Genomic DNA, 26,503 nt, shown 5'->3' with positions numbered 1-26,503 from the left:
CGCCGCTATTTGGAGTCGGCGGGCGGCGGCGACCCGTGACGCACATAATTCTCGATCGCCTGGGCATAACTGGCGGAACCGGCCTTGCGCTCTTTTTCGATGTAGCCGGCAAAATAGCTCCAGAACGACACCGCATAGTCGCGGAAATAGGCATCGGCGACATCGCGCGAACAGAGCTTGCCCTCAACGCAGATGGAGAGACGATTGAGGAAATAGACGATGCGATCAAAATTGTCGTTGAAATCGGCGATCGGCATGGTGCCGCCGCCGGCAGTCATCGCCTGAATGCCAATGCGTTGCCGGAAGACCCGTTCCTCGGTCGGCGACGGCGTGGCGCTGAGCAGATTGTCGTATTTGGCGTTGAGCGACGAGAGGCGCTCCTTGAGCGCGCGCTGCGCCTGCTGAAAATCCTTGCTTTCCCAAAGCTCGACCAGCGACATCGTCTGCTCGACGCGCTTCTGTTCCTGGTTTGCGAGAAACTGGAAGACCGAGAAGGCCAGGGTGAAGATGATCGCCAGGCGCACGGCGAGACCCGACCAGGCGTAGATCAGCATGCGCCAGTCGCGTTCGGTGAAGGGGTTGGCTTCCTTCTTGATCTCGTGACTGCTCGGCCACGGAAAGCCTTCGGTGGTTTCGGGCAAGGTCGCCGGCTTCTTGGCCGGCGGAGGCGCCGATGTGGCCGGCGATTTCTGCGTTGCAGTGCCCCCCGGCTTTTTCATCCGCAGCTGTCCAGTTGGATGGTGGCGGTGGGGTCAAGCACGATGCCGGGTGTCTCCAGCTTCTTTTTCAGGCAATCGAGCTGCGTGCGCGAAATCATGAACTGCACGTCCGGTTCGGCAGCCGCCTTGCTGGGTGACGGCAAGGGCTCGACCACGCCGCGCGAGGCGCAGCTGGAGAGATCGACGACAACGGCCGTGTTGCCGGTCTTGGCGATCTGGTCGTACTGGTCGAGAAAGCAGGTGGCGAGCTCGGAATTGGTGACGATCTGCTTGGCGCACAGGCCGCAATTCTCGTCCGCCGAGGCGCTGGCAACCAGCAACAGGCTGCCGGCAAGGCCGACCGTCGCTGCACGCCAGGAGAGCACGGGGATAGTCACTGATGTCCTCATCTGTTGCATCCAGCCGCGGCGCATAGAAGTGTCGCGAGCCGGGAATGTTCATATATCACGCCGGCAAGAGCCGGCGAAGCGATGTCAGGTCAGGCGCGGGGCACCGTCTCCATCGGGAAGATCATCACCGCGCCTTTGGGACCGCTCTCGTCGGCAAGCCGCATCACCGAGCGCGTCGCCGGCGCCATGCCGATGTCGGCCAGCATGTCGGAAAAACCAGGCGTTCCCGATGCGGCACGCGTCACGGCGCGCACGCCTTCCTGGGCAAGAAAGCTCAGATCCTCTTTCTCGCTTTGCGGCGGCGCCTCGGTCAGCACGGCAATCATTCGCTCCATGCCGAAGCTGGTGTCGGTGAAGGCGAGCAGCCCTTCCTTCAGGCCCTGATCGGCCTGCTGATTGATCGGGGCCAGCCGCTCGGCGACGATGTGGGTGATCGAATAGTCGCTGCCGATATATAGCACGTTGATGTCGACGAACTCGTCGGACCCGTTCTTGGCCGCAATGTGTACCTGATCGCCCGGCGAAACGCGCGGCACCGTTGACGATTCGATCGGCTCCAGCGCATCGCTGTCCTGGCGCTTGATCAGGAACTGGACGCTGACCTCGTCCGGCCGGTAGTCGGACGCCGCGGCGAGCCGCGACAGGCCGGTGGCGCGGAAGATCGTGGTCAGGGTCTTGGCTGTGTTTTCCGCAAGCTTGTCGCGGCCATCCTGATGGATGACGACGCGCGGCGGCTTGCTGCCGTCCTTCAAGCTGATGTCGCCGGACGCCGGCAGGAACCACAGCGCCGGTTCGTCGCTGGCGTTGGCGGCAGCGCCGTCCATGGATTTTTCGCGCAGCACCGCAAGCCGCAGATCGGCGCTCTTGCCGGGCTCGACCAGCGCGATGTGAAAGCCGGACTTCGGCTTCGCCACCAATTCGTCCAGAACCGAATTGACCAGCTCGGTTTCTTTTTCGAGCCCTGCGGTCGGCGCCGGCTTTGCCACCAGCAGCTTGTAGTCGACTGCGAGTTCGGCAACGCGCGCATAGGCGCCGGCGGGCACCGCCGTCGGCGCAAGCGCCGGCTTGCCGTCGAATTCGACCGGTGCGAGCTGGCTTTCGAGGTTTTTTGCCGATTTCACTTCGAGATAGCCGACGGCGTCGGAGAGATTCGACAGCGCCGAAGGCAAAATGGCGAGCTTGCTGCCGGGGGTCAGACCCTGCAGCAGCCCGGCGCCGATCGCGGCATCGCCGTCCTTGACGGCAATCGGCCATTGCATGACGGCGTCGGTCTTGTCGGTGCCGAACACGCGGGCGTCCAGTTCGCCCTCGAACAGGGGCGTCGGCCTTGTGCGGCCATCGGCCGAATATTGCTGCAGCACGGCCTGGCCGAGCTGGCGATAGGTGACGTTGGGGTTCTCGGCCAATTTCGAGAGGATCGTGAAGGTGAACAGGCCGAAGCGCGGCGCGTCGGGCGTGCCCTTGGGTAGCGGCATTTCCGGCGTCGTCTCGACCGTCTGCGCGGCATAGAAGGCGACCAGCTTGCCCCGGGCGATTGGCTCTGCGCCGGTCGGCGTCAGGTTGAAGGCCGGCTTGCGGCCGCCATTCTCGTCGAAACCGCGCGATGCGCTTGCCGAGATGTCGTCATAGGCCTTCACCGCGGCTGCTCTCGCCGCGTCGTCGCCGCCGACGAGGTCGGCGAACTCGACCTTGCGCTCCAGTTCGTCATCGACTTCCGCGGCTCGCGTCGCGGTGCCGGAATGGCAGCAGTCGAACACCACCCAGACAAAGGCGCCCTTGTCGCGGATGGCGTCGAGTGCGGCGCCGACTTCGTTGTCGACCAGCGCGTTCGGCACGCCCTCTTCGCGGTTGATCCATTTGTCGATATCGGAGGGCAGGAAAATCTCGTCGAGGCCGTCGGTCTCGTCGCCGGCCTTGGCCTGCGGCTGCTGGGCGCCGTGGCCCGACAGATGCAGATAGACGAAATCGTCGCGTTGCACCTTGCCGGCGAGGTCGGCAAGGGCGGCCTTGATCGCCGCATGCGTCGGCGGGCCGTTGGCGCCTTCGACGTCCTTGGCGAGCAGGATCACATTCTCGGCCGAGAACTTCACCGGATCGGGCGTGTTCTTCAGGAGATAGTCGCGCACCAGGCCGGCATCGTTCTTCGGCCCGATCAGCCAGTTCTTCTGCGGCAGGTTCGGATAGTCGGTGCAGGCAACCAGCAGCGCGTGATAGGTGCGCGAGGCGGCGAGAGCGCGGAACGAAACCGTACCGGCAGCCACAAGCGCCGACGTGCCGACGAGCAGCGTCCGTCGTGTCAGTTTGATCATAATTGCTTCCCCAAGCCCGATCGAATTTGCAAGTGCGGCACCTTTCGTCGCGAATTTTGTCAGTATTTTGAATGTGGTCGGTGCCGTCAATCGGCGGTGGTGGTCATGGTGTCGATGGCGATAACGGAAACAGTGGCAAAAAGCCCGCTTCATCGCTATCTCAAGGGAATTGAGACCGTCGCATGGCAGAAATGATTTGCGAGCGGCGCTGGATCAAACAGATGGAACGTGATGTCGTCCGAGAACCGCTCCACACTTTTCGGCATCATGCTCTAAACGATCGGAAAACGGGATCATGGCGGCAAGGGATGTGCTGACGAAGAATCAGCTGAGCGTGCTCGAAAAGCTCGAGGCCGCCAGCGGACCGCTCAGCGCCTATACGCTTCTCGACCAGCTGCGCGAGCGCGGTTTCCGCGCGCCGCTACAGGTTTACCGGGCGCTCGACAGCCTGGTGAAGTCAGGCTTCGTGCACCGGTTGGAAAGCCTCAACTCCTTCGTCGCCTGCGCCGAACCGCACGACCATACGCATTCGATGACAGCCTTCGCTATCTGCGACACATGCGGGCAGGTGATGGAGATGTCCGACCATGACGTCGACCATCGGCTGGACGAATGGGTGCGCTCGACCGGGTTTGCTGCGAAGAAGGCGGTGATCGAGTTTCGAGGGACGTGTGCCAAGTGCCTGGCTGAGGCGGCTTAGCTTGCTTCCTACTTGAGCCGAGGCGGTGCGCTATTCTCGAATTCGTTCAAGAATGTCTCATAGACGACGTACCGCGTAGGCCCAGGTGTTAGCTGCTCCATAAGCAGGGGTTTCACCTCGTCGAGCCAAGATAATTTGCCAAGGCCAGACCCGATTTTTGGCAAGGCGATGGATTCTACCCGGTTTTTGTCGGCCCATTTCACAAGCCCGCGAACTGCTTTCCGTAAATAGGGAAGCGTGGCGTGATACATATCTGGCTGGGTTGCCAGATAAATGAAGCCCGGCCGATTGCCGTCTGGCTCCAATGTCCAGATATGACCGCCAATAAACCTGCCGGTCCGAGCATATTTCTTGAACGCAGCCTGCACATTCGGCCACTTTTTCGAAATCTTCAGCGCAAGTCCGGTGCCAAGGCCCTCTTGATTGCCCTCTGCCACGCCTTGAGCGATATAGCTTTCCTTGGCGGCCAGCAGGTCTCCCGTGACAAAGACAATCATCGCACCTTCAATGCGCCTCGTCCCAGTTGTTCGCCGCCCGCGCATCGACATGCAGCGGCACCGACATCGAGATGGCCGGCATCGGCGCGTTCTCCATCACCCTGCGCACCACGGGGATCGTCGCCTCGACTTCCGCTTCAACCGTCTCGAAGATCAATTCGTCATGCACCTGCAAGAGCATGCGGGCGGACAGGCCGGCCTTTTCCAGCGCCTCGTCCATATGCACCATGGCGCGGCGGATGATATCGGCAGCGGTGCCTTGCAGCCTGGCGTTGATCGAGGCGCGCTCGTTGAAGGCACGGATCGACGGGTTTGACGACCGGATCTCAGGATAGTGGATGCGGCGGCCGAAGATGGTTTCGACGAAGCCATGTTCGCGCGCATAGGCCTTTGTTGCCTCGATATAGTCGCGGATGCCGGGGAAACGCTCGAAATACTTCTTGATGTAGGCGCCGGCCTCCTCGCGCGGGATCGACAGCTGGTTGGCGAGCCCAAAGGCCGAGATGCCGTAGATGATGCCGAAATTGATCGCCTTGGCGCGGCGGCGCACTTCGGACGGCATGCCTTCGACCGGCACGTTGAACATTTCCGAGGCGGTGATGGCGTGGATGTCGGCGCCATCGGCGAAGGCCTGCTTCAACTGCGGGATCTCGGCGACGTGGGCAAGCACGCGCAGTTCGATCTGGCTGTAGTCGGCCGAGACCAGTTTCTGGCCCTTGTCGGCGATGAAGGCCGTCCTGATCTTGCGTCCCTCCGCGGTGCGCACCGGGATGTTCTGCAGATTGGGATCGGAGGAGGACAGCCGGCCCGTCGTCGTTGCGGCCAGCGCATAAGATGTGTGCACGCGCCTGGTGTCGGGATGGATGAAACCGGGCAGCGCGTCGGTGTAGGTCGATTTCAGCTTGGTCAGCTGACGCCAGTCGACGATCTTGCGCGGCAGTTCGTGGCCTTCGGCGGCGAGGTCTTCCAGAAGCTGCGCGGAGGTCGACCATTGCCCGGTCTTGGTCTTGGAGCCGCCGGGCAGGCCCATGCGGCCGAACAGGATGTCGCCGAGTTGCTTTGGCGACCCGATGTTGATGCGCTCGCCGACAAGGCCGTAGATTTCCTCTTCCAGCCGTGCCGCGCCTTGCGCCAGCTCGCCGGAGAGCCGCGACAGAATCTGGCGGTCGACCGAGATGCCGCGCTGCTCCATACGCGCCAGAACCGGCACCAGCGGACGCTCCAGCCGCTCATAGACCGAGACCAGGCCCTTGGCGGCCAGCCGCGGCTTCAGCACCTGCCATAGCCGCAGCGTCACGTCGGCATGGCCGGCGGCGTAGGCGGTCGCCCGGTCGATGTCGACCTGGTCGAAGCCGACCGAGCTTCTGCCTGAACCGGCGAGATCCTTGAGCGGCGTCGTGGCATGGCCGAGCCATTTGTCGGCAAGCGAGGACAAAGTGTGGTGGCCGGTGCCGGCGTCGAGCACATAGGAAATCAACATCGTGTCGTCGAAGGGTGCGATATCGATGCCGTGGCGGCTCATGACGACGATGTCGTATTTGGCGTCCTGGGCGATCTTGAGCACCGATTTGTCTTCCAGCAGCGGCTTCAGCAGCGCCAGCGCCTCGCGGACCGGAATCTGGTTCTCCAGCGTGCCGCCGCCGAGCAGGTCGCCGGCGCCGCTCTTGTGGGCGAGCGGCACATAGGCGGCGCGGCCGGGGCCGATCGCCAGGGAGAAACCGATGAGGTCGGCCAGCATCGGATCGGAAGACGTGGTTTCGGTGTCGAAGGCGACGGTTCCGGTCTCCTTGGCTTGGGCCAGCCAGGTCTTGAGCGTTGCCGTGTCGCGGATGGCGACATAGGCGGCAGGATCGATTTTGGCCGCGGCGGCCGTTTCCAGGCGAAGTGCGGCAAGCAGCGAAGGCGCGTCCCCGGCCCTGGCGGTTTCGGTTTTGGCTTCATCCTGTGTTGCCGCAGGCACCGGTGTGCCGGAGCCGACATCGGGGCCGTGCGCGGTGTCGGCGCGCTCGACGGTGACTGCGACAGCCTGCACATCGCCGGCTTCGGTGCTGGTCGCCTCGGCCACACGGCGGGTCAGCGAGGTGAATTCCATGGTTTTGAGAAAGCCGATCAGCTTCGGCCCATCCGGCGCATGCAGCACGAAATCGTCGAGCCCGTCGGTCACCGGCACGTCGTTCTTCAGCGTCACCAGCTGGCGCGATATGCGCGCCTTGTCGGCATTGGCGATGATGGATTCGCGCCTCTTGTCCTGCTTGATCTCGCTGGCCCGGGCGAGCAGCCCGTCAAGGTCGCCGAACTGTTCCAGAAGCTGCGCCGCCGTTTTCGGCCCGATGCCGGGTACGCCCGGCACATTGTCGACGGAGTCGCCGGTCAGCGCCTGCAGGTCTATCATCTTTTCCGGCGGCACGCCCCATTTCTCGATGACTTCGGGGATGCCGATCTGGCGGTCCTTCATCGGGTCGTACATGCCGACCGTGGGTCCGACCAGCTGCATCAGATCCTTGTCGGAGGAGATGATAGTGGTGTCGCCGCCGGCCTCGCACGCCAGCCTGGCATAAGTGGCGATGAGGTCGTCGGCCTCGTAGCCTTCGATCTCGATGCAAGGCAGGTTGAAGGCCACGGTTGCCTGGCGGATCAGACCGAATTGCGGGATCAGGTCTTCGGGCGGTGCGTTGCGGTTGGCCTTGTATTCCGGGTAGAGATCATTGCGGAAGGTTTTCGACGAATAATCGAAAATGACCGCTAAATGCGTCGGTACAATTCCTACATCGGTGTTGCGGGCGTCCTGCATCAGCTTCCACAGCATGTTGCAGAAGCCGGAGACCGCGCCGACCGGCAGCCCATCGGATTTGCGGGTCAGCGGCGGCAGCGCATGATAGGCGCGAAAGATGTAGCCGGAGCCGTCGATAAGGAAGAGATGGTCGCCTTTTTTCATGCCGGCAGGGATAGCGCGGCAGGACGGCGCGGTCCATGGCAAAGGCGGGCTTCCAACAGGTGTTGCGGCGACATGCTGACAGAGCCTGCCTGCCGATAGGTCCTGCTGCTGTTTGCCTCGGCGCTCACGGCTATGTTACAAAAGTGTAATTTTTGTGCCCTTGAAACGCCACGATCCGAGACACAGATAAAGGTCATCGGCAGTTTTCGCCGAGTCCGGAGCAAGGCCCGTCCCCCGCCTATCCCGGACAATTGCGGCAGCCTATCCCCCCTCTCCGGGCTGCCGCATCGTTTCGAGTAAAAGACCGCCGTGGTTCCCCTCCACCACGGCGGTTCTTTTTTGCCTTCTGACAAGTGTTTACGGTCCGTGGTCCAACGATCGCGGGCTTTTCGTTTTGATGCGCTGCCTTTACGGTCCCGGCACCGAAAAGAAAGGCCCGCAGTAATGTCCACCATTTCCTCCGTCCTCGACCGTCTCGACAAAAATCTCGACCAGAGCCTGGAGCGCCTGTTCGGCCTGCTCCGCATCAAGTCGATCTCCACCGATTCAGACTATGCCGCCGACTGCCGCAAGGCCGCCGAATGGCTGGTGGCGGACCTCAAGCTGATCGGCTTCGACGCTTCGGTGCGCGACACGCCGGGACACCCGATGGTGGTTGCGCACCATGAAGGCCCCGCCGGTTCGCCGCATGTGCTGTTTTACGGCCATTACGACGTGCAGCCGGTCGATCCGATCGAGCTTTGGGAGAACGACCCGTTTGCGCCGGCGGTCAATGAGATCGAGCCCGGTCACAAGGTAATCACCGGCCGCGGCTCGGCCGACGACAAGGGGCAGCTGATGACCTTCGTCGAGGCCTGCCGCGCCTGGAAGCAGGTGCATGGCAATCTGCCCTGCCGCATCACCATCCTGTTCGAGGGCGAGGAGGAGTCCGGTTCGCCGTCGCTGAAGCCGTTCCTCGAGGCCAATGCCGATGAGCTGAAGGCCGATTTCGCGCTGGTCTGCGACACCGGCATGTGGGACCGCGAGACGCCGTCGATCTGCGTTTCGCTGCGCGGAATGGTCGGCGAGGAGGTCACCGTCAAGGCCGCCGATCGCGACCTGCATTCGGGCCTCTATGGCGGCGCCGCCGCCAACCCGATCCGCATCCTGGCGAAAATCCTCGCCGACATCCATGACGAGAACGGCCACATCACCATTCCCGGCTTCTATGACGGGGTCGAGGAGACGCCGTCGCAGATCCTGAAATCCTGGGAGACATTGGGCGAGACAGCCGAGACCTTCCTCGGACCGATCGGCCTCTCGATCCCGTCGGGCGAAAAAGGCCGCTCGGTGATGGAACTGACCTGGGCGCGGCCGACGGCCGAGTTCAACGGCATCATCGGCGGCTATACCGGCAAGGGGTTCAAGACGGTGATCGCGGCGGAAGCGTCGTCCAAAATCTCCTTCCGCCTCGTCCACAAGCAGGACCCCGAGAAGATCCGCGCGGCTTTCCGGAAATTCGTCAAGGCGCGCATTCCCGGGGACTGTTCGGTCGAATTCCACCCGCATGGCGGCGGGCCGGCAATTCAGCTTTCCTACGACTCGCCATTCCTGGCCAAGGCCAAGACTGCGCTGTCGGATGAATGGCCGAAGCCAGCGGTGACGACGGGCAGCGGCGGCTCGATACCGGTGGTCGGCGACTTCCAGACCTATCTCGGCATGGAATCGCTGCTGGTCGGGTTCGGCCTCGACGACGACCGCATCCACTCGCCCAACGAGAAATACGAGCTGACCTCCTTCCACAAGGGCCAGCGCTCCTGGGCGCGCATTCTCGATGCGCTGACGCGCTGAGGAGGCTGGGAAGTTTTCTTGTTGATTTTTCAGCGGATCGCGGCGAGGACGAGTTACGCCGCGATCCGGAGACAACTATGCCCGACATCCGCTTCCACAAGAACGATCTGCCCGACCTCGCCCACTACAATGTCGACGCGGTGGCCATCGATACCGAGACGCTGGGCTTGAACCCGCACCGCGACCGGCTGTGCGTGGTGCAGATCTCTCCGGGCGATGGCTCCGCCGACGTGATCCAGATCGCGCCCGGCCAGAAGAAAGCGCCGAACCTCGTCAGCCTGCTCCGCAACCGCGGCATATCGAAACTGTTCCACTACGGCCGTTTCGACCTCGCCGTGCTCTACAACGCCTTCGGCGTCATGCCGGAGCCGGTGTTCTGCACCAAGATCGCCTCGCGGCTGACCCGCACTTATACCGACCGGCACGGCTTGAAGGACATCTGCTTCGAACTGCTTGGCGTCGGCCTGTCGAAGGCGCAGCAATCGTCGGACTGGGCGGCCGAGACCCTGTCACCCGAACAGCTCGAATATGCCGCTTCCGACGTTCTCTATCTGCACCGTCTGCGCGAGGTGCTGGCTGGACGCCTGGCGCGGGACGGGCGCACCAAGGAAGCCGACGCCTGCTTCCGCTTCCTGCCGACGCGTGCCAAGCTCGATTTGATGGGTTGGGACGAAGAGGATATTTTTGCCCACAGCTGATGGCCTTCGGATAACTCTTCCGGCAGCCTTGCAACCAGACACGCGTCGTGGCGTTCTGTCGACTCAATGAGGGGGATGACGTGGCAGACCGCAAACCGATAGCGACCGCCCCGACGGATGGATCCAAGGTCACTGTCCTGTGGAAGGACGGCGCCGGCGTCGTCAGCGAATCCGTCGGGCAATATCGCGACGGCGCCTGGTGGGTCTACACCGACAGCGATACCCAGAAAAAGGTCGACCCGACCAGCTGGCGGCCAGTCTCCAGCGACGATGACGACGACCAATGAGCGTCGCTGGCGGGTGCAACTGCTTTCGCATAGCCTGAAGTCGTTGATATCGAGGCCGATTCGGGGCCTTCCGCTCCGTAGCCTCTCTTCCTGGAGGAACGCGTCATGGGCATCGAAAGCCTTCTCATCTTCATCATCATCGGCGCCATTGCCGGCTGGCTCGCCGGCCTCATCGTCTCGGGCTTCGGCTTCGGCCTCATCGGCAACATCATCGTCGGCATTATCGGCGCCCTGATCGCCGGCTGGCTATTTCCAAGGCTCGGCTTCGCTATCGGCGGCGGCATTCTGGCTGCCATCATCAACGCCACGATCGGCGCCGTCATCCTGCTGGTGCTGGTCAAGGTTCTGAAGCGAGCTTGACGCTCTAAGTTTTCATTCAACGCAATTCCTCAGGAGAAAGCCTGTGCTTTCCTGGAATTGCTGCCAAAGGAGCGCGCCGTGAAACAGAACACTCTCTATCTCCTTGTCGGCGCGCTCGTTGTCGTGGTCATCGCGCTCGGTGCATATGTCTATCACGAACAGACCAAGCCCAAGGGCGTCGAACTGAAGATCGACGACAAGGGCATTTCGATCCAGCAGAATTGAAATATTCGGGGTAGCCAGGGCCTCTGCCTTTTGCGGCAGACAGGCCGCGAGGATGCGGCTTTCGGACCCAGTTGGCGGCAGCGTATTTTAGAAATTCTTAAGGAATTTCAGAAGGGTGCATAAACCCTGCTTTAACGCGCCCTTAAACCGCCGCATCTACCCTCCAACCCGAGCGCCATTGACACCGGGAAGACAGCGCAACGCATGGCGAACCGCAGAGACAGTCGCATCGAACCCAGCTTCGAGGGATCGCCAAAGGCGAAATCCGCGGCCGGTTTTTCGGTGAACGAGGAGGATCGGGTCGTGCCGGCCAATCGCAAATCATCTTCGGCGCGCAAAACCTCCAAGGCAAAATCATCGTCACGCGGCAAGCGCGGCAAACCCCGGCGCGGGCTGTTCGGCGTGATGGCGCGGATGTTCTACTGGTGCTTCGTGCTCTGCATCTGGGGCGGCATCGCGGTGGCCGGCATTGTCGTCTATTACGGCGCCAAGATGCCGGCGGCCACCACCTGGTCGATCCCCGACCGCGCGCCCAACATCAAGATCGTCTCGGTCGACGGGCAACTGCTTGCCAACCGCGGCATGAGCGGCGGGGAGGCGGTCGGCCTGCACGAAATGTCGCCCTACATTCCGGAAGCCGTCATCGCCATCGAGGATCGCCGCTTCTATTCGCATTTCGGCATCGACCCGATCGGCCTATCGCGCGCCATGGTGACCAATGTTCTGGGCCGGCGTTTCTCGCAGGGCGGCTCGACGCTGACCCAGCAGCTGGCCAAGAACCTGTTCCTGAAGCCCGACCGCACGCTGGAGCGCAAGGTGCAGGAAGTGCTGCTGTCGCTCTGGCTGGAGCACAAGCATACCAAGGACCAGATCCTCGAAATGTACCTCAACCGGGTTTATTTCGGCTCCGGCGCCTATGGCGTCGAGGCGGCCTCGCGTCGCTATTTCGGCAAGAGCGCGCGCGATGTCACTCTGTCGGAGGCGGCCCTTCTCGCCGGCCTCTTGAAGGCGCCGTCGCGACTGTCGCCGGCGCGGGATCCGAAGGCGGCGGAGGAGCGTTCGCAGCTGGTGCTGGCCGCCATGCGCGACGAAGGCAAGATCAGCGCCAAGGAACTGGCCTCGGCGATGAGCGCGCCGGCAACGCGCGCGCCGTCCTATTGGACCGGCTCGGAAAACTATGTCGCCGACACCATCATGGAAGAATTGCCCGATCTGATTGGTGACGTGCGCAGCGACATCGTCGTCGACACCACCGTCGACCTCAACCTGCAGAAGCTCGCTGAACAGTCGATCCGCCGGCTGATCGACGAGAGCGGCAAGAAGCTCAGTGTCAGCCAGGGCGCACTGGTGTCGATCGACAATTCCGGCGCTGTGCGCGCCATGGTCGGCGGCTACGACTATTCGACCAGCCAATTCGACCGCGCCTCCGAAGCACGCCGTCAACCGGGCTCGGCGTTCAAGCCGTTCGTCTATATGGCCGCGCTGGAAGCTGGTCGCACGCCCGACAGCGTGCGCAACGACGCACCGATCAGGATCGGCAAGTGGACACCCGACAATTATGGCGGCAAATATTTCGGCAAGGTAACGCTGGCGACCGCGCTGGCGAAATCGCTGAATTCCGTCGCGGCACAGCTGACCATGGAGGTCGGCCCCGACGCGGTGGTCGAGGCGGCGCACCGCATGGGCATCCAGTCCGATCTGATCGCCAACACCTCGATCGCGCTCGGCACTTCGGAAGTGACGCCGCTGGAGCTGACATCGGCCTATGTGCCGTTCGCCAATGGCGGCTACAAGCCCGACATCCATTTCATCCGCCGCATCACCACGACCGAAGGCAAGGTGCTCTATGACGACAATGGCGGCAGCGCGCCGCGCGTCGTCAAGCAGAACATTGTCGGCATGATGAACTCGATGATGACCGGCACGGTCGAGATCGGCACGGCGAAGAAGGCGGCCTTCGCCTGGCCGTCTGCTGGCAAGACCGGAACCAGCCAGAATTCGCGCGACGCCTGGTTCGTCGGCTACACCGCAAACCTCACCACCGGCGTGTGGTTCGGCAATGATGACGGCATGCCGATGAAGAAGGTCACCGGTGGCGCGCTGCCGGCACAGGCCTGGCACGAGTTCATGGTGGCCGCGCATGAAGGTGTGCCGGTCCGGCCGCTGCCCGGCACCTGGAAGTCGACGCCGCCCGACACCATCGTGCCCGACGATATTCCGTCAGTCGATAACAATCAGGCGGCGCCGTTGCCTGCCGTGGCCGTCAGCCGTTCGGAGCCTGCTGCCGCGCCGGCACCTGCTGCTGTACCCGCACAAGCACCGGTCCGCCGTCCGGCCGAAACGGTCGATGCCGACGGCTTCGACATGCCGGGCGACGGCGGCACCACGGCCTCCATCAAGCACCCGGTACCGCCGGGCAGCGTCGGCGGCCCGGCCAAGAAGCGGAAAACCTCAATCCTGGATATTCTCGGCGGTGGCTGAGCGGCTCGTCATTCTGGCTTCAAACCAATGGCGAGCTGGCAATCCGTTCCTCATATGAGAGCTGCGGTGGCAATTCGGCCTCTCGCCACCTCCGCCGCATTCGGCTACATCTCCGGCCGGAGTGACAGACATGGCTGAGACCGACACCAGAAAAACCATCGTGCTGACCGGAGCCAGCCGCGGCATCGGCCATGCCACGGTCAAGCGCTTTTCGCGTGAGGGCTGGCGGGTCATCACCTGTTCGCGCCAGGCTTTTGCCGAGGATTGCCCGTGGCCGGCCGGCCCAGAGGACCACATCAAGGTCGATCTCGCCGACCAGGAGGATGTCGGCATCGCCGTCTCGGAGATCCGTCACCGGCTGGAAGCGCATGGCGGGCAATTGCACGCGCTGGTCAACAATGCCGGCATTTCGCCGAAGCTCAAGGACGGCAACAGCCGCATGGATTCGATCGACACGCCGATGCATGTCTGGCGCGATGTGTTCCAGGTGAATTTCTTCGCGCCGATCATGCTCGCGCGGGGCCTCTTCAAGGAGCTTGCTGCAGCGAAAGGTTCGATCGTCAACGTCACCTCGATCGCCGGCACGCGCGTGCATCCTTTCGCCGGCACCGCCTATGCGACCTCGAAGGCGGCGCTCGGCTCGCTGACGCGCGAGATGGCGCATGATTTCGGCCCGCACGGCATCCGCGTCAATGCGATTGCGCCGGGCGAGATCGACACCGCGATCCTGTCGCCTGGCACCGACAAGATCGTCGAGACGATCCCACTCAGGCGCCTTGGCGCCACCTCGGAAGTCGCCGACATCATCTTCTTCCTGTGCTCGCAGCAGGCGTCCTATGTGACGGGCTCGGAAATCCACATCAATGGCGGCCAGCACGTCTGAGCACTGACAGACTGCTCATTCGGCGATGGTGAGAACAGCCTTGCCGCTGAAGCTGCGCTGTCGCAGGGCGTCCAGAGCCTGGGCGATGTCTGTCCACGGCACGGTCATGGACACACGGGTTTCCAGCCGGCCAGCCGCGACCAGAGCGAGCAGCGAGGCGATGTCCGCGCCAATGGCTGGACCGGATGTGTAGTAGGCGAAAGTCTGAAGCCTCGCTCCCTCATGGCCCGGAACGAACTGTCTGAAGCCAACCGGCGTGAGTTCGCCGCTGCTCGAACCGAACATGACGATGGTGCCGCCGGGGGCGACGCGGTCGATGGCATGGGCGAGGCTTTGGCCGCCGACCGACTCGGTGATCAGAGAGAATGGCCCTTCGGCCAGTTCGATCGACTCGACGACCTCGTGAGCACCAAGACCGCGGAGATCCTCGGCGTGCCGGGCGGCGGCGATTGCAATCACCGCGGCGCCTTGCTCGCGGGCGATCTGGATCTGGAAACGGCCGACCGCGCCGCTGGCGCCGGTGATCAACACCTGCTGTCCCGCGAGGTCGCCGCCATGGCGCAAGACCCTGAGAGCCGTCGTGCCCGCGACCGGAAGCGTGGCGGCGGACCCGAAGCTGACCTCGTCCGGGATGACGGCGAGGCGGTCGGTCGGAACGGCGACCTGTTCGGCCCAGCCGGCCTCGTCGACCAAAGCCACAACCCGGGCGCCGACGGCAGGCCCGGAGCCATCGGCTGCCGCCCGCTTGATTACTCCAACCACGTCCTGGCCAGGTATCCAGCCTTCCGGGCGTATGGTGAGCAGGCGCAATTCACCGCGGTTCAAGGAGGTTGCGTGGACGCAGACAAGCGCTTCGTTGGGGAGGGGCCGAGGGTCCTCGACCTCGGCGAGACTGATCCGGGTGATGCTCTCGGGAGAGATGACAAGCGCGCGCATGGGAAGCCTTCCTGCCGGTTTGTGACATGCCAGCCACGAACCAGAGTCTATCGACTTCCCGCATCCAAGAATTTAGCTATCACGGCGAATAGTCGCTGAAAGCCATCAATCATGAGGCAGCCGCTCCGCTACCCCTGGGTCAATTTCGATGTCGATGATGTGCAGGCACCTGCGATTGCCGTGCGCGTCGATGTCACCGAAACCAAAGCGGAAGTCGCCGCCCATTGGCACCGCAAGGGCCAGCTCGTCTTCGCGCTCGGCGGTGGCGTCACTTGCCGCGTCCAAAGCGGTCTGTGGATGGTGCCGCCGCATTGCGGGGTGTGGATTCCCGGTGGCATGGGACACAGCAATATCGCCACCGCCAATGCGCGGATTTTCTTCGTCTATATCGAGCCGGGAGCCGCCGATCTGCCGGACCGCTGCTGCACGCTGTCGATCTCGCCATTGTTGCGCGAACTGATCATCGAGCTGGCCGATCGCGTGGAGGAGGATGAGGCGAGGGACGTGCTCCTGACCACGATCCTGCTCTCCGAACTGCCGCGCATGCCGGTCCAGCAGCTGCATCTGCCGATCTCCGCCGAGCCGCGCTTGCGGCGGATCGCCGATGCGTTGGCGCAAGACCCTGCCGACCGCAGCACGCTTGCAGAGTGGGCCAGTCGCGTCGCGCTCTCAGAAAGCAGTCTCGCCCGTCTTGTGGTGAAGCAGACCGGACTGAGCTTCGGCCGCTGGCGCCAGCAATTGCACCTGATCGTCGCCATAAGGGAGCTGGCCTCGGGTGCCAGCGTGCAGCAGGTTTCAGGCGATCTTGGCTATGGCTCCGTCACCGCCTTCATCACCATGTTCAAGAAGGCGCTTGGCAAGCCGCCGGCAAAGTATCTCGCCAGCGTCGCGCACAATGGCGGCTCCGCCTTCGTTGGATGATCGATGCGCCTGTGGCAAGCCTCAGGCCGGGGAGGGCTCAATGGCTTCGGGGCGCGGCATCGGCTTTTGCTCCAGCACTTCTTGCACGATGCCGCGGGCGATTTCGCGTTCGCCCATGATGACCGTGTCGGCGCCGAGCCCCTTGAGATGCTCTACCTCGGCATCGGAATGGGCGCGTGCGATGACGTTGATGCCGGGGTTGGCGGCGCGTGCCCTGAGCACGACCTGCCCCGCCTCGAAGGCGTTGGGGATGGCAAGGATCAAGCGTTTGGCCCCCTGCGGATTGGCGGCGGCAAACACGCCCGCACTGGCCGCATTGCCGGAGACGATTTCGACGCCGTCGTCTCTGAGCCTCGCCAGCGTCTTGTCGGCGTCCTCGATGACCAGGAACGGTAGCGATGCCTGTTTCAGCGCCGCGCCGACCAGGCTGCCGACGCGGCCGTAGCCGATCAGGATGGTGTGGCCCGAAAGCGTTGTGCGTGGCGGTGGGCCATTCTCTTTTGCCGCGGCGGCCACCGAGGCCACTTGTCCGGGCTGCGTCGCCGGGCCGACCGGCTTGGCCTCTTCCGGTGGTGCTGCCTTGGCGGCGCGCGCGTCCAGCCATGGCTTCATCCAGTCGAGGGCGAGGAACATCAGCGGATTGACCAGGATCGACAGGATGGCGCCTGCCAGGATCAGTTCGCGTCCCTGTTCGGGCAACAGCTTCAGCCCGACGCCGAGCTCGGCCAGGATGAAGGAGAATTCGCCGATCTGCGCGAGGCTGGCCGAGATCATCAAGGCGGTTCCCAGCGGATAGCGGAAGGCGATGACGATAACGAAGGCGGCCAGCGACTTGCCGATGACGATGATGGCCAGCGTCGCCAGGATCGGCCAGCCATTGCTCATCAGGCTGAACGGATCGAACAGCATGCCGACCGAGACGAAGAACAGCACCGAGAAGGCGTCGCGCAGCGGCAGTGATTCCTCCGCCGCGCGGTGGCTGAGCTCGGATTCGCTCATGATCATGCCGGCGAAGAAGGCACCGAGCGCCAGCGAGACGCCGAACAGTTTGGCGGCGCCGAATGCGACGCCGAGCGCGATCGCCAGCACCGCCAGCCGGAACAGTTCGCGCGAGCCGGTATGGGCGACGTAATGCAGGATCCACGGAATGACCCGGCGGCCGACCACCAGCATGACGATGACGAAGGCGGCGACCTTGGCGAGCGTGAGGCCGACGACGCCCCAGATGCCGTAGCTGGCCGGCAGCGACAAAAGGCTCGCATGGTCATCGACCTGCGGCTGGCCGCCGAGCACGCCGGCCAACGCCGGCAAAAGCACCAGCGCCAGCACCATGGCGAGGTCCTCGACGATCAGCCAGCCGACGGCGATGCGGCCGCGCTCGGTCTCGATCAGCCGTCGCTCCTGCAACGCGCGCAACAGCACCACTGTGGACGCGACGGAAAGCGCCAGGCCGAAGACCAGGCCGGCGCCCATCGACCAGCCGAGCATCCAGGCAAGGCCGGCGCCCAGCGCGGTGGCAAAGCCGATCTGGACGATGGCGCCGGGTACGGCGATGGCGCGGACGGAGAGAAGGTCCTTCAGCGAGAAATGCAGGCCGACGCCGAACATGAGCAGGATGACGCCGATTTCGGCCAACTCATTGGCAAGGCCGGCATCGGCGACGAAACCCGGCGTGTTCGGTCCGACCAGCACGCCGGCGACGAGATAGCCGACCAGCGGCGGGATGCGAAAACGGTTGGCGAGCGCCCCGAAGATGAATGCCAGCCCCAGACCGGCGACGATGGTGGCGATAAGGGGCGTGTCATGCGGCATTGTCTATGGAGCGCCTTTCGGGAAATGTCGGGTGTGCGCCGCCCGCAGCCGCCGCCTTTGCAATATGGTGGAGGGGGTGCGGGCGACGCAACCCGCGAGACGTAAATTGGTGGCCAGAGGCGCCGAAAAACGAAAGGCGCGCGCAGCGAAAACGCTGCGCGCGCGAATGATCTATGAGATAGCGTCAGGCTGCCTGCTGCAGCATGGCCTCGATGTCGATCAGCGGGCGGTTGGTCAGTGTCTTTGGGATCTCCGCCTGCACCTTGTCGGTGACTTCCTTGTGCAATTTCTTGCGCATGGTGCCGAGCACCAGCGGTGGCGCGACCAGCACGATGTCGTCGAAGATGCCGTGATGGGCGAGCTTGTAGAGCCGGTCCGCGATCTCTTCGGCAAAGCGTTCCTTGCCCTGCCGGTGCCAGTCGGTTTCCTCAACCGCGCTGCGATGCACGGAGGGGCCGTCATTGTAGCGGCCGGGACTGTCGCTGCCTTGTTCGCGCGTTGCCGGATTGTCCTGGTTCATCTCTTGGAAGAGCTGCAGGTGCGGATAGAGATTGTCGCCCTCGTTCTTCAGGAACAGCGCTTTCTCGCCATCGGCCACCATGACCAGAAGGCCATGTTTCAGGTTGATCTTGCTCATTTGCGGGCTCCTGTTTGAAGGTTCAAATCCAGCCGACGATTGTCTGTTGCGGCAGGGGCAGAACGCGTGGCGAAGCGGGAACGTTCCACTTCGTTCGCCGAGATCGCACGCAGCCATATCAAGCCCGATCTATCATCTATCGGAGCAATGTCCGAGGTGACGCTTTAATCTACTAGATTGGTAGAATTTAGAAAAAATAATTTTGCAGCTTGGCGGGCTCCCGGATAAAAGAGCCGCAGAACAAAGCCTGCGGCAGCAGCTTGAATCCGCCTGATATGCGGATGTGGAATATTTTTCTCTTGGCCCCTTGGCTTGCGGAAAACCGATTGCCTCCCGTCAGGGGATGCGCGAGTGGGTTCCTTCAGCTTTTTCGCGTCCGCGCCTAAAACTGCCGAATTGTTCCGGAATCTGTTCGTCATGCCGCACGCCAATCCCAAGCTCACCGCGTTCCCGGTCTTCATGCGGGTCGAAGGCGAAGCCGTGGCCATCGTCGGCGGCGGAGGCGAAGCATTGGCCAAGGCGCGGCTGCTCGATCAGTCAAGTGCTGTGCTTCGCATCATCGCCGATGTTGCCGACGCCGAATTGCTGAGCTTCATCGCCGCGACCGGCGCCATCCGTGTCGACGCCCCCTACGACGCCGCGCATCTCGAAGGCGCGGTCTTGGTGTTTGCCGCCAGCGGCGACGAGAGGCTCGACCGCCGCGTCGCCGACGATGCGCGCCGCCTTGGCATTCCGGTCAATGCCGTCGACCGGCCGGAGCTGTGCGATTTCTTCACCCCGGCGCTGGTCAACCGCGCCCCGGTCGCCATCGCCATCGGCACGGAAGGCGCGGGTCCGGTGCTGGCGCAGATGCTGCGCAGCCGCATCGACCGCATGCTGTCGCCGTCGCTCGGGCCGCTGGCAGCGCTTGCCGCCTCGTTCCGGGGTGCCGCCGAAAAGCTGCTGCCGAAAGGCAACGCCCGCCGCCAGTTCTGGAGCAGTTTTTTCCAGGGTGCACCGGCGCGCGCCGTCGAAGCCGGCGAGCTTTCGCAGGCGCATGACGCCGCCGCCGATCTGTTGCTGTCGAAGGCTCCGGCTTCGGGCCATATCGCCCTGGTCGGCGCCGGGCCAGGTGCTGAGGATCTTCTGACGCTGCGCGCGCATCGGCTTTTGATGGAAGCCGACGTCATCGTCTATGACGCGTTGGTGCCGGAGGCGATCGTCGCCATGGGCCGCCGCGACGCCGAGCGGCTGCCGGTCGGAAAACGCAAGGGATGCCACACCAAGAGCCAGGCCGAGATCAATGCGCTGCTGGTCGAGCTTGGCAGGCAGGGCAAGCGCGTCGTGCGGCTGAAGTCGGGCGACCCGCTGGTGTTCGGCCGCGCCGGCGAGGAGATGGCCGCACTGCGCGATGCCGGCATCGCCTATGATGTCGTCCCCGGCGTCACCGCCGCCTTTGCCGCCGCCGCCGACTTCGAGCTGCCGCTGACGCTGCGCGGCGTCTCCTCGTCGATGGTGTTCACCACCGGCCATGATCTGAAGGGCAATTCGCTGCCGGATTGGGCCAAGCTCGCCATTTCCGGCGCCACCGTCGCCGTCTATATGGGCCGCTCGGTCGCCGCCGAAGTCGCCGGGCGGCTGATCGAGGCCGGCCTGTCGCCGGACACGGCGGTTGCCGTGGTCGAGAATGCCAGCTTGCAGAACCGCCGCCGTTTCCACGGCACGCTGGCCGATTTGCCGTCGCTGGAAGCGCGCACCGATCTGGCCGGTCCGGTGATGACCATCATCGGCGACGCGGTTGCCGGCGCCAACTTTGAACGTTCCGAGCCGCTCGCGGCACATAACTATGAGGGCGCCGCCAACGCGGCCGGCGCAGAGGTCGAGCCATGAAGATACTGACCGCAAACCGCCTCTCCGACGGCATCGCCGTCTGGTACGCCGACGGCGGCTGGGCCGAGACGGTCGACCATGCCGACCTTGCCCAAGACCAAGCGGCAGAGGACAGGCTGGAAGCAATCGGCGCCAAGGCCAACGCCAACAATCAGGTTGTCGACGTCAATCTGATCGACGCTGAAGTCGTCAATGGCATCGTCGTGCCGGTGCGGCTGCGCGAAAAGATCCGCGCCGCCGGCCCGACCATCCGGGAAGATCTGGGCAAGCAGGCTGCGCGGGCAGCGTAACAAAATACGGGCGGACGCGCCCTGAAAGACGAAACATGTACCGCTACGATGAGTTCGACCACGATTTTGTCCAAGCCCGCGTCGCCGAGTTCAGCGACCAGGTCGAACGCCGGCTGTCCGGCGAGATCACCGAGGATCAGTTCCGGCCGCTGCGGCTGATGAACGGCGTCTACCTGCAGCTGCACGCCTACATGCTGCGCATCGCGGTGCCCTATGGCACGCTGAACAGCGCCCAGTTGCGCATGCTCGGCCACATCGCGCGCAAATACGACAAGGGCTACGGCCATTTCACCACGCGCCAGAACATCCAGTTCAACTGGCCGGCGCTGTCCGACATTCCGGCGATCCTGGCCGATCTCGCCAGCGTCGAGATGCATGCCATCCAGACCAGCGGCAATTGCATCCGCAACGTCACCGCCGATCATTTTGCCGGCGCCGCCGCCGACGAGGTCGCTGATCCGCGCCCCTATGCCGAGATCCTGCGGCAATGGTCGTCTGTGCATCCGGAATTCTCGTTCCTGCCGCGCAAGTTCAAGATCGCGGTGACCGGGGCCGAGCGCGACCGCGCCGCCATCCAGACGCATGATATCGGTCTGCATCTGAAGAAGAACGCCGCCGGCGAGCTCGGCTTTGCCGTCTATGTCGGTGGCGGCCAGGGCCGCACGCCGATGGTGGCGCGCAAGATCCGCGACTTCCTGCCGGAAGCCGACCTGCTGTCCTACTGCACGGCGATCCTGCGCGTGTACAACCTCTATGGCCGCCGCGACAACAAGTACAAGGCGCGCATCAAGATCCTCGTCCACGAGACAGGCGTCGAGGAAATCACCCGCCAGGTCGAGGCCGAATGGCAGGAGCTGAAGGACGCCGAGCTGAAGCTGCCGGAAGCCGACATCCGTGCCATCGACGCCTATTTCGCGCCGCCGGCACTGACCGCCCGGCCGGAAGGCGACGCGGCGATCAAGCTGGCGCGGCTCGATTCCAAAAGCTTCTCGGATTGGCTCGACCAGAATGTCGTGACGCATCGCCATCCCGACTATGCCGCGGTGACGATCTCGCTGAAAGGCATCGGCGAGGTGCCGGGCGATGCCACCGACAGCCAGATGGAAGCGGTCGCCGACATCGCCGAGAAATACGCGTTCGACGAACTGCGCGTCAGCCATGAGCAGAACCTGATCCTGCCGCATGTGGCGCGCGCCGATCTCAAGGCTGTCTATGATGCGCTGGTCGATATTGGTCTGGCGACGGCCAATTCCAACCTGATCAGCGATATTATCGCGTGCCCTGGCCTCGACTATTGCGCGCTGGCGACGGCGCGCTCGATCCCGATCGCGCAGGAGATTTCGCTTCGCTTCGCCTCGCTGGAGCGGCAGCGCGAGATCGGCGAATTGAAGCTGAAGATTTCCGGCTGCATCAATGCCTGCGGCCACCACCATGTCGGCCATATCGGTATCCTCGGCGTCGAGAAGAAGGGCTCCGAGCTCTACCAGGTGACGCTTGGCGGATCGGCCGACGAGAACACCTCGGTTGGCGAAATCATCGGCCGCGGCTTCTCTTCGGAAGAGATCACCGACGCCATCGAGCAGATCGTCGACACCTATCTCGGCCTTCGGCTCGGTCCCAGTGAACGTTTTATCGACGCCTATCGCCGTGTCGGTCCCGCGCCGTTCAAGGAGGCGCTCTATGCTGGCGAAACCAAGGCCGCTTGACCGCATCCTCGACGTCGACGACAGCATCGCCGCCAAAGCGGCGGGCTTCGACGCGCTGTATGGACATCTGAGCCCGCTCGACATCATCGAACGCGCGGCGAGCGAATTGTTTCATGACGAGATCGCCGCCGTGTCGTCCTTCGGCGCGGATTCCGCCGTCCTGCTGCATATGATCGCCAAGGTCGACCGCACGCTGCCGGTCATCTTCCTGGACACCGGCAAGCATTTCGAAGAGACGCTGGGCTATCGCGATGCGCTGGTCGCCGATTTCGGGCTGACCAACATCAGGGTGATCAAGCCCGAAGACGCGGCGCTCGAGCGGGTCGATCCGACCGGCAATCTGCACCAGAGCAATACCGATGCCTGCTGCGACGTGCGCAAGGTCGAGCCGCTGGCGCGCGGCGTCGCCCCCTTCCGGGCCTGGCTGACCGGCCGCAAGCGCTTCCAGGCGGCGACGCGAGCCGCGCTGCCGGTGTTCGAGGCGGTCGGCCCGCGCGTACGCATCAATCCGCTGGCGCACTGGACGACATCCGATCAGGCCGACTACATGCGCGCGCATGCGCTGCGCGAAAATCCGCTGGTTGCGTACGGCTATCTGTCGATCGGCTGCTTCCCATGCACGCAGCCGGTGCAGCCGGGCGAAGATGCGCGCAGCGGACGCTGGGCCGGTCATGCCAAGACCGAGTGCGGCATCCATCTGTCGGGACTGGAAGTGTCGCTGACCGACGCATCCCTTTAAGCTATGGTGATATTCAGGTGAGGTTGGCCTGCAACGGCGGCTTCCGCCCGGAGGCCGCCGGTTTCGTGTGGACCGGCTTTCGCGGACTTCGATTTTGGGGCTTTTAGGAATTTTCGATGACTGAACCGACGACAGCGGAGACCCGCCTCTGGACCCGGACGGGTTTTCGCGAGGACGAGTGGACACATGCCGAAAGTGCGGATGCACTGGCGGGCAATGGCCGCTTCATCCTGCCGTTGCAGGCATTTCTCGGCCTCGATGCCGAAGTGCGGCGCTCGGCCAAGGAGCGGCTTGGCGTCGCGCTGCAGCCCGGCGACCAGCTGGAAAAGATTGTGGATCTGCTCGACCAGCTGTCGCTGGTGGCGCTGGCCTTCCCGGCCTTCAGCGACGGCCGCTCGTTTTCCAAGGGCGAATTGCTGCGCAGCCGCTACCATTTCGAGGGCGCGGTCCGCGCCACTGGCCAGGTGCTCGTCGACCAGCTGCCGCATATGCTGCGCCTCGGCTTCGACGAGTTCGAAATCTCCAACCCGGTTCTGCTGAAGCGCCTCGAAGAAGGCCGCACAGGCGGGCTGGGCCTTTACTATCAGCCGACCGAAGCGTCGGAGCCGAAGGGGCCGAAATACTCCTGGCGGCGCGTTCGCAACAGCTGACGCAGCGGTAATTTCGCCTGTCTTTACAAAGACTGTGATCTCTTGGCTGTCCGGACGGAAGTATCCGCCAGGGAGGAAGCCGCGCTGATCGGCGGCAACACCAATGCAGCGACCATCATGATCGCCGAAAAGGCGGCTGACGTGATCAGGGCTGCAAGGTCCTGATGCGGAGCGCAAGGCAACCTGAGCAGATCTTCTGGGAGATGCAGCCGCCCCTTTGGTGCGGCGGTTTATTTCTTGTTTTATGCGATCCCGAGGGAAAGCGCTGCGCGGTTTTCCCGGGAAAACCGCTTCACTTTGCTGGAATGCTTTTAGGCCAAGGCCCGCGCTTCGCGAAACGAGATCAGCTTGCGGCGATTCTCGTCCCATAGCGCCAGCTTGACGCAGCGCAGGCTGTCGAGAAGCGTGACGCGGCCGATGCCGCGCAATTCCGGATAGTCGCGCAGCACTTCCTGCAACCGGTACCCCGGCACCTTGGCCGAGAGATGGTGCACGTGATGGACGCCGATATTGCCGGTGAACCAGTTCAGCACCGGCGGCAAATCGTAATAGGACGAGCCGTGCAGGGCGGCACGCTGGAATTCCCACTCTTCGTCCTTCGCCCATTCCGTCTCCTCGAACTGGTGCTGGACGTAGAACAGCCAGATGCCGGCCGATCCGGCCAGGATCACGATCGGCAAATGGACGATCAGGAAAGCGCCGGGGCCGACCAGCCAGATAAGCAGCGCTGCCGCAACCGCGATGCCGAGATTGGTGGTCATCGACGACACCCAGGGCGTCAGGCCGCCGCGCATCATGCCGACGGGCAGCCTCTGCTCGAAGATGAACAGCCAGATCGGCCCGAGGCCGAACATCACCAGGGGATGGCGGTAGAGACGATAGGCAAGGCGTCCCCGCCAAGACAGCTGCCGGTATTCAGCAACCGTCAACGTCCTGATATCGCCCATGCCGCGCTCGTCAAGATTGCCGGCGCTGGCGTGATGGGTGGCGTGCGCGCGCCGCCAGCAATCGTAAGGGGTCAGCGTCAGCACGCCGAGCGCGCGGCCGATCCAGTCGTCGGCAGTGCGGTTGGCGAAGAAGGAGCCGTGGCCGCAATCGTGCTGGATCATGAAGATCCGCACCAGAAAACCGGCGGCGGGAAGGATCAGGATCAAGCCCCACCAGTGGCCATAGGAATAGGCTGCCGAAGACAGAGCCCACAGCGTAACGAAAGGAATAAGGGTGATGGCGAGTTCAAGAGTGCTGCGTCGCCGGTCGGGCTTCTTGTAGCGCGCCAGGATCTTCAACCAGGCGCGCTTGCTGTTGGCGGCCGTCTCGGGGGAAATCATGTTCATCAGGAAGCATAGGCGGGGCGTCCCGCTGCTGCAAGGAAAAGCTCACGCGAAATTACTGCGCGTAATTGTCGCGCGATTGCATCGCTATTGACGGCGTTGGCCGCCGGCCATGCTGGCTTCTATGCCGTCCAGCCGATCGAGCAGGTCCCGGAAACGGGCGGGAATGTCGGCCTCGGTGCGGAAGGCCGGCAAGGTGCGCAAGAAGCGCGTCGTCGCCTCGGTGCCGAACTGGCGCCTGATGTCGGCGGCGAACTCTTCGCTTCTGTTGCCAGTATTGCGGTCCATGATCTCAAATCCTGTGTCGGTTTCAAAACTCCTCCAAGCTTTGAATGGTTCCCCATAGCGGGGTATTGGCAAGCAAAGGCTGCCGTTACGGTAAAGTTTGAATTAATTCTGAACGTCTTTGCGTCCCGCACCAAGTCCGACGGGCAGCCCGCAACATTGTCTGCTGTTGGGCGTCCTTCTTGGCTTGCCCCTTGATTTTTGGCCGCCAAACCTCGATATCGGGCGCAAATCCAAACCATTCGAATGACGGGAAATGGCGATGAGCGACCAGACAAAAGACGAACGCGCGCCCGAGGATATCGAAACGGCCGAGGCCGAGCGCACGCAAGGCGGCATCGACGGCGACTATGAAGCGCTGGTGCGGCTGCTGAAGGAAAACGAGGAGCTGAAGGACCGCGCGCTGCGCGTCGCAGCCGAGATGGAGAATCTGCGCCGCCGCACCGCCCGCGACGTGCATGATGCGCGCGCCTATGCGGTGGCCAATTTCGCCCGCGACATGCTGTCGGTGTCGGACAATCTGCGCCGCGCGCTCGATGCTATCCCCGCCGAGGCGAAAGCGGCCGGAGATGCCGGCTTCAAGGCGCTGATCGACGGCGTCGAGATCACCGAGCGCGCCATGCTGTCGACGCTGGAACGGCATGGGGTGAAGAAGCTCGAACCGGAAGGTGAGAAGTTCGACCCGAATTTCCACCAGGCGATGTTCGAAGTGCCCAATCCCGATGTGCCGGCCAACACGGTCGTCCAGGTCGTGCAGCCGGGCTATTCGATCGGCGAGCGCGTGCTGCGGCCGGCCATGGTCGGGGTCGCCAAGGGCGGCCCCAAGATCGCGGCCACCGAAGCGCCGGTCGAGCCGGGGCCGGTGAACGAGCAGGCCGAGAAGGATGCGTGAGTAGGGAATAGGCAGTAGGGAATAGGGAATAGGGAATAGGGAATAGGGAATAGGCAGGCGTATCAATCGCGCGGCTTCGTGTTATTCATACTTTCCCTAATTCCCAATCCCTACTACCTCAT

General features: G+C 63.5%; 26 protein-coding genes. 16 read left to right on the top strand and 10 right to left on the bottom strand.

What is annotated here, in order from left to right; all coding sequences use genetic code 11:
* Nucleotides 1-5 precede the first annotated feature (5 nt).
* The 3 genes from X756_RS161980 to X756_RS161990 all read right to left on the bottom strand — a co-directional run bounded on the left by X756_RS161980 (nt 6) and on the right by X756_RS161990 (nt 3,417).
* Nucleotides 6-719 (bottom strand): hypothetical protein, encoded by a 714-nt coding sequence (locus tag X756_RS161980; RefSeq protein ID WP_023728549.1) that lies wholly within the window; start codon nt 717-719, stop codon nt 6-8.
* Nucleotides 716-1,108: a hypothetical protein gene (locus X756_RS161985; RefSeq protein WP_031202409.1), complete on the bottom strand. Its 393-nt coding sequence runs from the start codon at nt 1,106-1,108 to the stop codon at nt 716-718. Before X756_RS161985 ends, X756_RS161980 begins: the two co-directional genes overlap by 4 nt.
* An 89-nt stretch (nt 1,109-1,197) precedes the next feature.
* Nucleotides 1,198-3,417, bottom strand: coding sequence for a caspase family protein (locus X756_RS161990; RefSeq protein WP_023728548.1), 2,220 nt, complete (start codon nt 3,415-3,417; stop codon nt 1,198-1,200).
* A gap of 295 nt (nt 3,418-3,712) precedes the next feature.
* Between X756_RS161990 and X756_RS161995 the strand changes: the two genes are divergently transcribed.
* On the top strand, nt 3,713-4,117 hold the full coding sequence (locus tag X756_RS161995; RefSeq protein WP_023669789.1) for a Fur family transcriptional regulator: 405 nt from the start codon (nt 3,713-3,715) through the stop codon (nt 4,115-4,117).
* Between the two features lie 8 nt (nt 4,118-4,125).
* Here the strand turns inward: X756_RS161995 and X756_RS162000 are convergent, their stop codons facing one another.
* Both X756_RS162000 and polA read right to left on the bottom strand, forming a co-directional pair.
* A complete protein-coding gene (locus X756_RS162000; RefSeq protein ID WP_023728547.1) occupies nt 4,126-4,614 on the bottom strand; it encodes a macro domain-containing protein in 489 nt (162 codons plus the stop codon).
* A gap of 7 nt (nt 4,615-4,621) precedes the next feature.
* Nucleotides 4,622-7,549 carry a DNA polymerase I gene (polA, locus tag X756_RS162005; RefSeq protein ID WP_023728546.1) on the bottom strand — a complete coding sequence of 976 codons (2,928 nt, stop codon included), beginning with the start codon at nt 7,547-7,549 and terminating at the stop codon, nt 4,622-4,624.
* 444 nt (nt 7,550-7,993) lie between these two features.
* On the opposite strand from polA, the gene X756_RS162010 reads away from it, so the two are divergent.
* The 7 genes from X756_RS162010 (at nt 7,994) to X756_RS162040 (ending at nt 14,313) form a co-directional block, all read left to right on the top strand.
* Nucleotides 7,994-9,379, top strand: a complete 1,386-nt coding sequence (locus X756_RS162010; protein WP_023728545.1) for a M20/M25/M40 family metallo-hydrolase — start codon at nt 7,994-7,996, stop codon at nt 9,377-9,379.
* 77 nt (nt 9,380-9,456) lie between these two features.
* Nucleotides 9,457-10,077, top strand: coding sequence for a ribonuclease D (locus X756_RS162015; protein ID WP_023698188.1), 621 nt, complete (start codon nt 9,457-9,459; stop codon nt 10,075-10,077).
* Nucleotides 10,078-10,157: 80 nt separating this feature from the next.
* Complete coding sequence (locus X756_RS162020) at nt 10,158-10,364, top strand: hypothetical protein (protein WP_023683046.1); 207 nt, start codon at nt 10,158-10,160, stop codon at nt 10,362-10,364.
* A 105-nt stretch (nt 10,365-10,469) separates the two neighbouring features.
* Nucleotides 10,470-10,724, top strand: coding sequence for a GlsB/YeaQ/YmgE family stress response membrane protein (locus X756_RS162025; protein WP_023704219.1), 255 nt, complete (start codon nt 10,470-10,472; stop codon nt 10,722-10,724).
* A gap of 78 nt (nt 10,725-10,802) precedes the next feature.
* Nucleotides 10,803-10,949 carry a hypothetical protein gene (locus tag X756_RS1000000167015; protein ID WP_023686592.1) on the top strand — a complete coding sequence of 49 codons (147 nt, stop codon included), beginning with the start codon at nt 10,803-10,805 and terminating at the stop codon, nt 10,947-10,949.
* Between the two features lie 204 nt (nt 10,950-11,153).
* Complete coding sequence (locus X756_RS162035; protein WP_023728544.1) at nt 11,154-13,430, top strand: transglycosylase domain-containing protein; 2,277 nt, start codon at nt 11,154-11,156, stop codon at nt 13,428-13,430.
* A 130-nt stretch (nt 13,431-13,560) separates the two neighbouring features.
* A complete protein-coding gene (locus X756_RS162040) occupies nt 13,561-14,313 on the top strand; it encodes an SDR family oxidoreductase (protein WP_023669777.1) in 753 nt (250 codons plus the stop codon).
* 15 nt (nt 14,314-14,328) lie between these two features.
* Here X756_RS162040 and X756_RS162045 read toward each other — a convergent pair whose 3' ends face one another.
* Complete coding sequence (locus X756_RS162045) at nt 14,329-15,249, bottom strand: zinc-binding dehydrogenase (protein ID WP_023712327.1); 921 nt, start codon at nt 15,247-15,249, stop codon at nt 14,329-14,331.
* Nucleotides 15,250-15,360: 111 nt separating this feature from the next.
* Between X756_RS162045 and X756_RS162050 the strand changes: the two genes are divergently transcribed.
* Nucleotides 15,361-16,170 carry a helix-turn-helix transcriptional regulator gene (locus tag X756_RS162050; RefSeq protein ID WP_023728543.1) on the top strand — a complete coding sequence of 270 codons (810 nt, stop codon included), beginning with the start codon at nt 15,361-15,363 and terminating at the stop codon, nt 16,168-16,170.
* 21 nt (nt 16,171-16,191) lie between these two features.
* Here the strand turns inward: X756_RS162050 and ybaL are convergent, their stop codons facing one another.
* Both ybaL and X756_RS162060 read right to left on the bottom strand, forming a co-directional pair.
* A complete protein-coding gene (ybaL, locus tag X756_RS162055) occupies nt 16,192-17,982 on the bottom strand; it encodes a YbaL family putative K(+) efflux transporter (protein WP_023728542.1) in 1,791 nt (596 codons plus the stop codon).
* 184 nt (nt 17,983-18,166) lie between these two features.
* Nucleotides 18,167-18,619: a host attachment family protein gene (locus X756_RS162060; RefSeq protein WP_023686586.1), complete on the bottom strand. Its 453-nt coding sequence runs from the start codon at nt 18,617-18,619 to the stop codon at nt 18,167-18,169.
* Nucleotides 18,620-19,036: 417 nt separating this feature from the next.
* On the opposite strand from X756_RS162060, the gene cysG reads away from it, so the two are divergent.
* From cysG to X756_RS1000000170310, 6 genes are all read left to right on the top strand, one after another.
* Nucleotides 19,037-20,488: a siroheme synthase CysG gene (gene cysG, locus X756_RS162065; RefSeq protein WP_023728541.1), complete on the top strand. Its 1,452-nt coding sequence runs from the start codon at nt 19,037-19,039 to the stop codon at nt 20,486-20,488.
* Nucleotides 20,485-20,778, top strand: a complete 294-nt coding sequence (locus tag X756_RS162070) for a DUF2849 domain-containing protein (protein WP_023728540.1) — start codon at nt 20,485-20,487, stop codon at nt 20,776-20,778. Before cysG ends, X756_RS162070 begins: the two co-directional genes overlap by 4 nt.
* Nucleotides 20,779-20,813: 35 nt before the next feature.
* Entirely contained in the window at nt 20,814-22,484 is a 1,671-nt protein-coding gene (locus X756_RS162075; RefSeq protein WP_023683051.1) for a nitrite/sulfite reductase, read from the top strand.
* On the top strand, nt 22,459-23,223 hold the full coding sequence (locus tag X756_RS162080; RefSeq protein WP_023691979.1) for a phosphoadenylyl-sulfate reductase: 765 nt from the start codon (nt 22,459-22,461) through the stop codon (nt 23,221-23,223). Before X756_RS162075 ends, X756_RS162080 begins: the two co-directional genes overlap by 26 nt.
* 116 nt (nt 23,224-23,339) lie before the next feature.
* Nucleotides 23,340-23,873: a DUF934 domain-containing protein gene (locus X756_RS162085; RefSeq protein ID WP_023686582.1), complete on the top strand. Its 534-nt coding sequence runs from the start codon at nt 23,340-23,342 to the stop codon at nt 23,871-23,873.
* Between the two features lie 42 nt (nt 23,874-23,915).
* The gene (locus tag X756_RS1000000170310; protein WP_023728539.1) at nt 23,916-24,038 is read left to right on the top strand and encodes a hypothetical protein; all 123 of its coding nucleotides are present in this window, start codon (nt 23,916-23,918) and stop codon (nt 24,036-24,038) included.
* 146 nt (nt 24,039-24,184) lie between these two features.
* On the opposite strand, the gene X756_RS162090 is transcribed toward X756_RS1000000170310, so the two are convergent.
* The gene (locus X756_RS162090; protein WP_023691976.1) at nt 24,185-25,207 is read right to left on the bottom strand and encodes a fatty acid desaturase; all 1,023 of its coding nucleotides are present in this window, start codon (nt 25,205-25,207) and stop codon (nt 24,185-24,187) included.
* A gap of 84 nt (nt 25,208-25,291) precedes the next feature.
* Nucleotides 25,292-25,492, bottom strand: coding sequence for a hypothetical protein (locus tag X756_RS162095; protein ID WP_084569823.1), 201 nt, complete (start codon nt 25,490-25,492; stop codon nt 25,292-25,294).
* Nucleotides 25,493-25,751: 259 nt separating this feature from the next.
* Between X756_RS162095 and grpE the strand changes: the two genes are divergently transcribed.
* Nucleotides 25,752-26,381, top strand: a complete 630-nt coding sequence (gene grpE / locus X756_RS162100; RefSeq protein ID WP_023691975.1) for a nucleotide exchange factor GrpE — start codon at nt 25,752-25,754, stop codon at nt 26,379-26,381.
* The last annotated feature ends 122 nt before the right edge of the window (nt 26,382-26,503 follow it).

The organism is Mesorhizobium sp. LNJC405B00, assembly GCF_000502615.1.
GTDB lineage: Bacteria > Pseudomonadota > Alphaproteobacteria > Rhizobiales > Rhizobiaceae > Mesorhizobium.
Note: the sequence above shows the minus strand (reverse complement) of the source record. Positions and strands in the feature narration are given on the sequence as shown.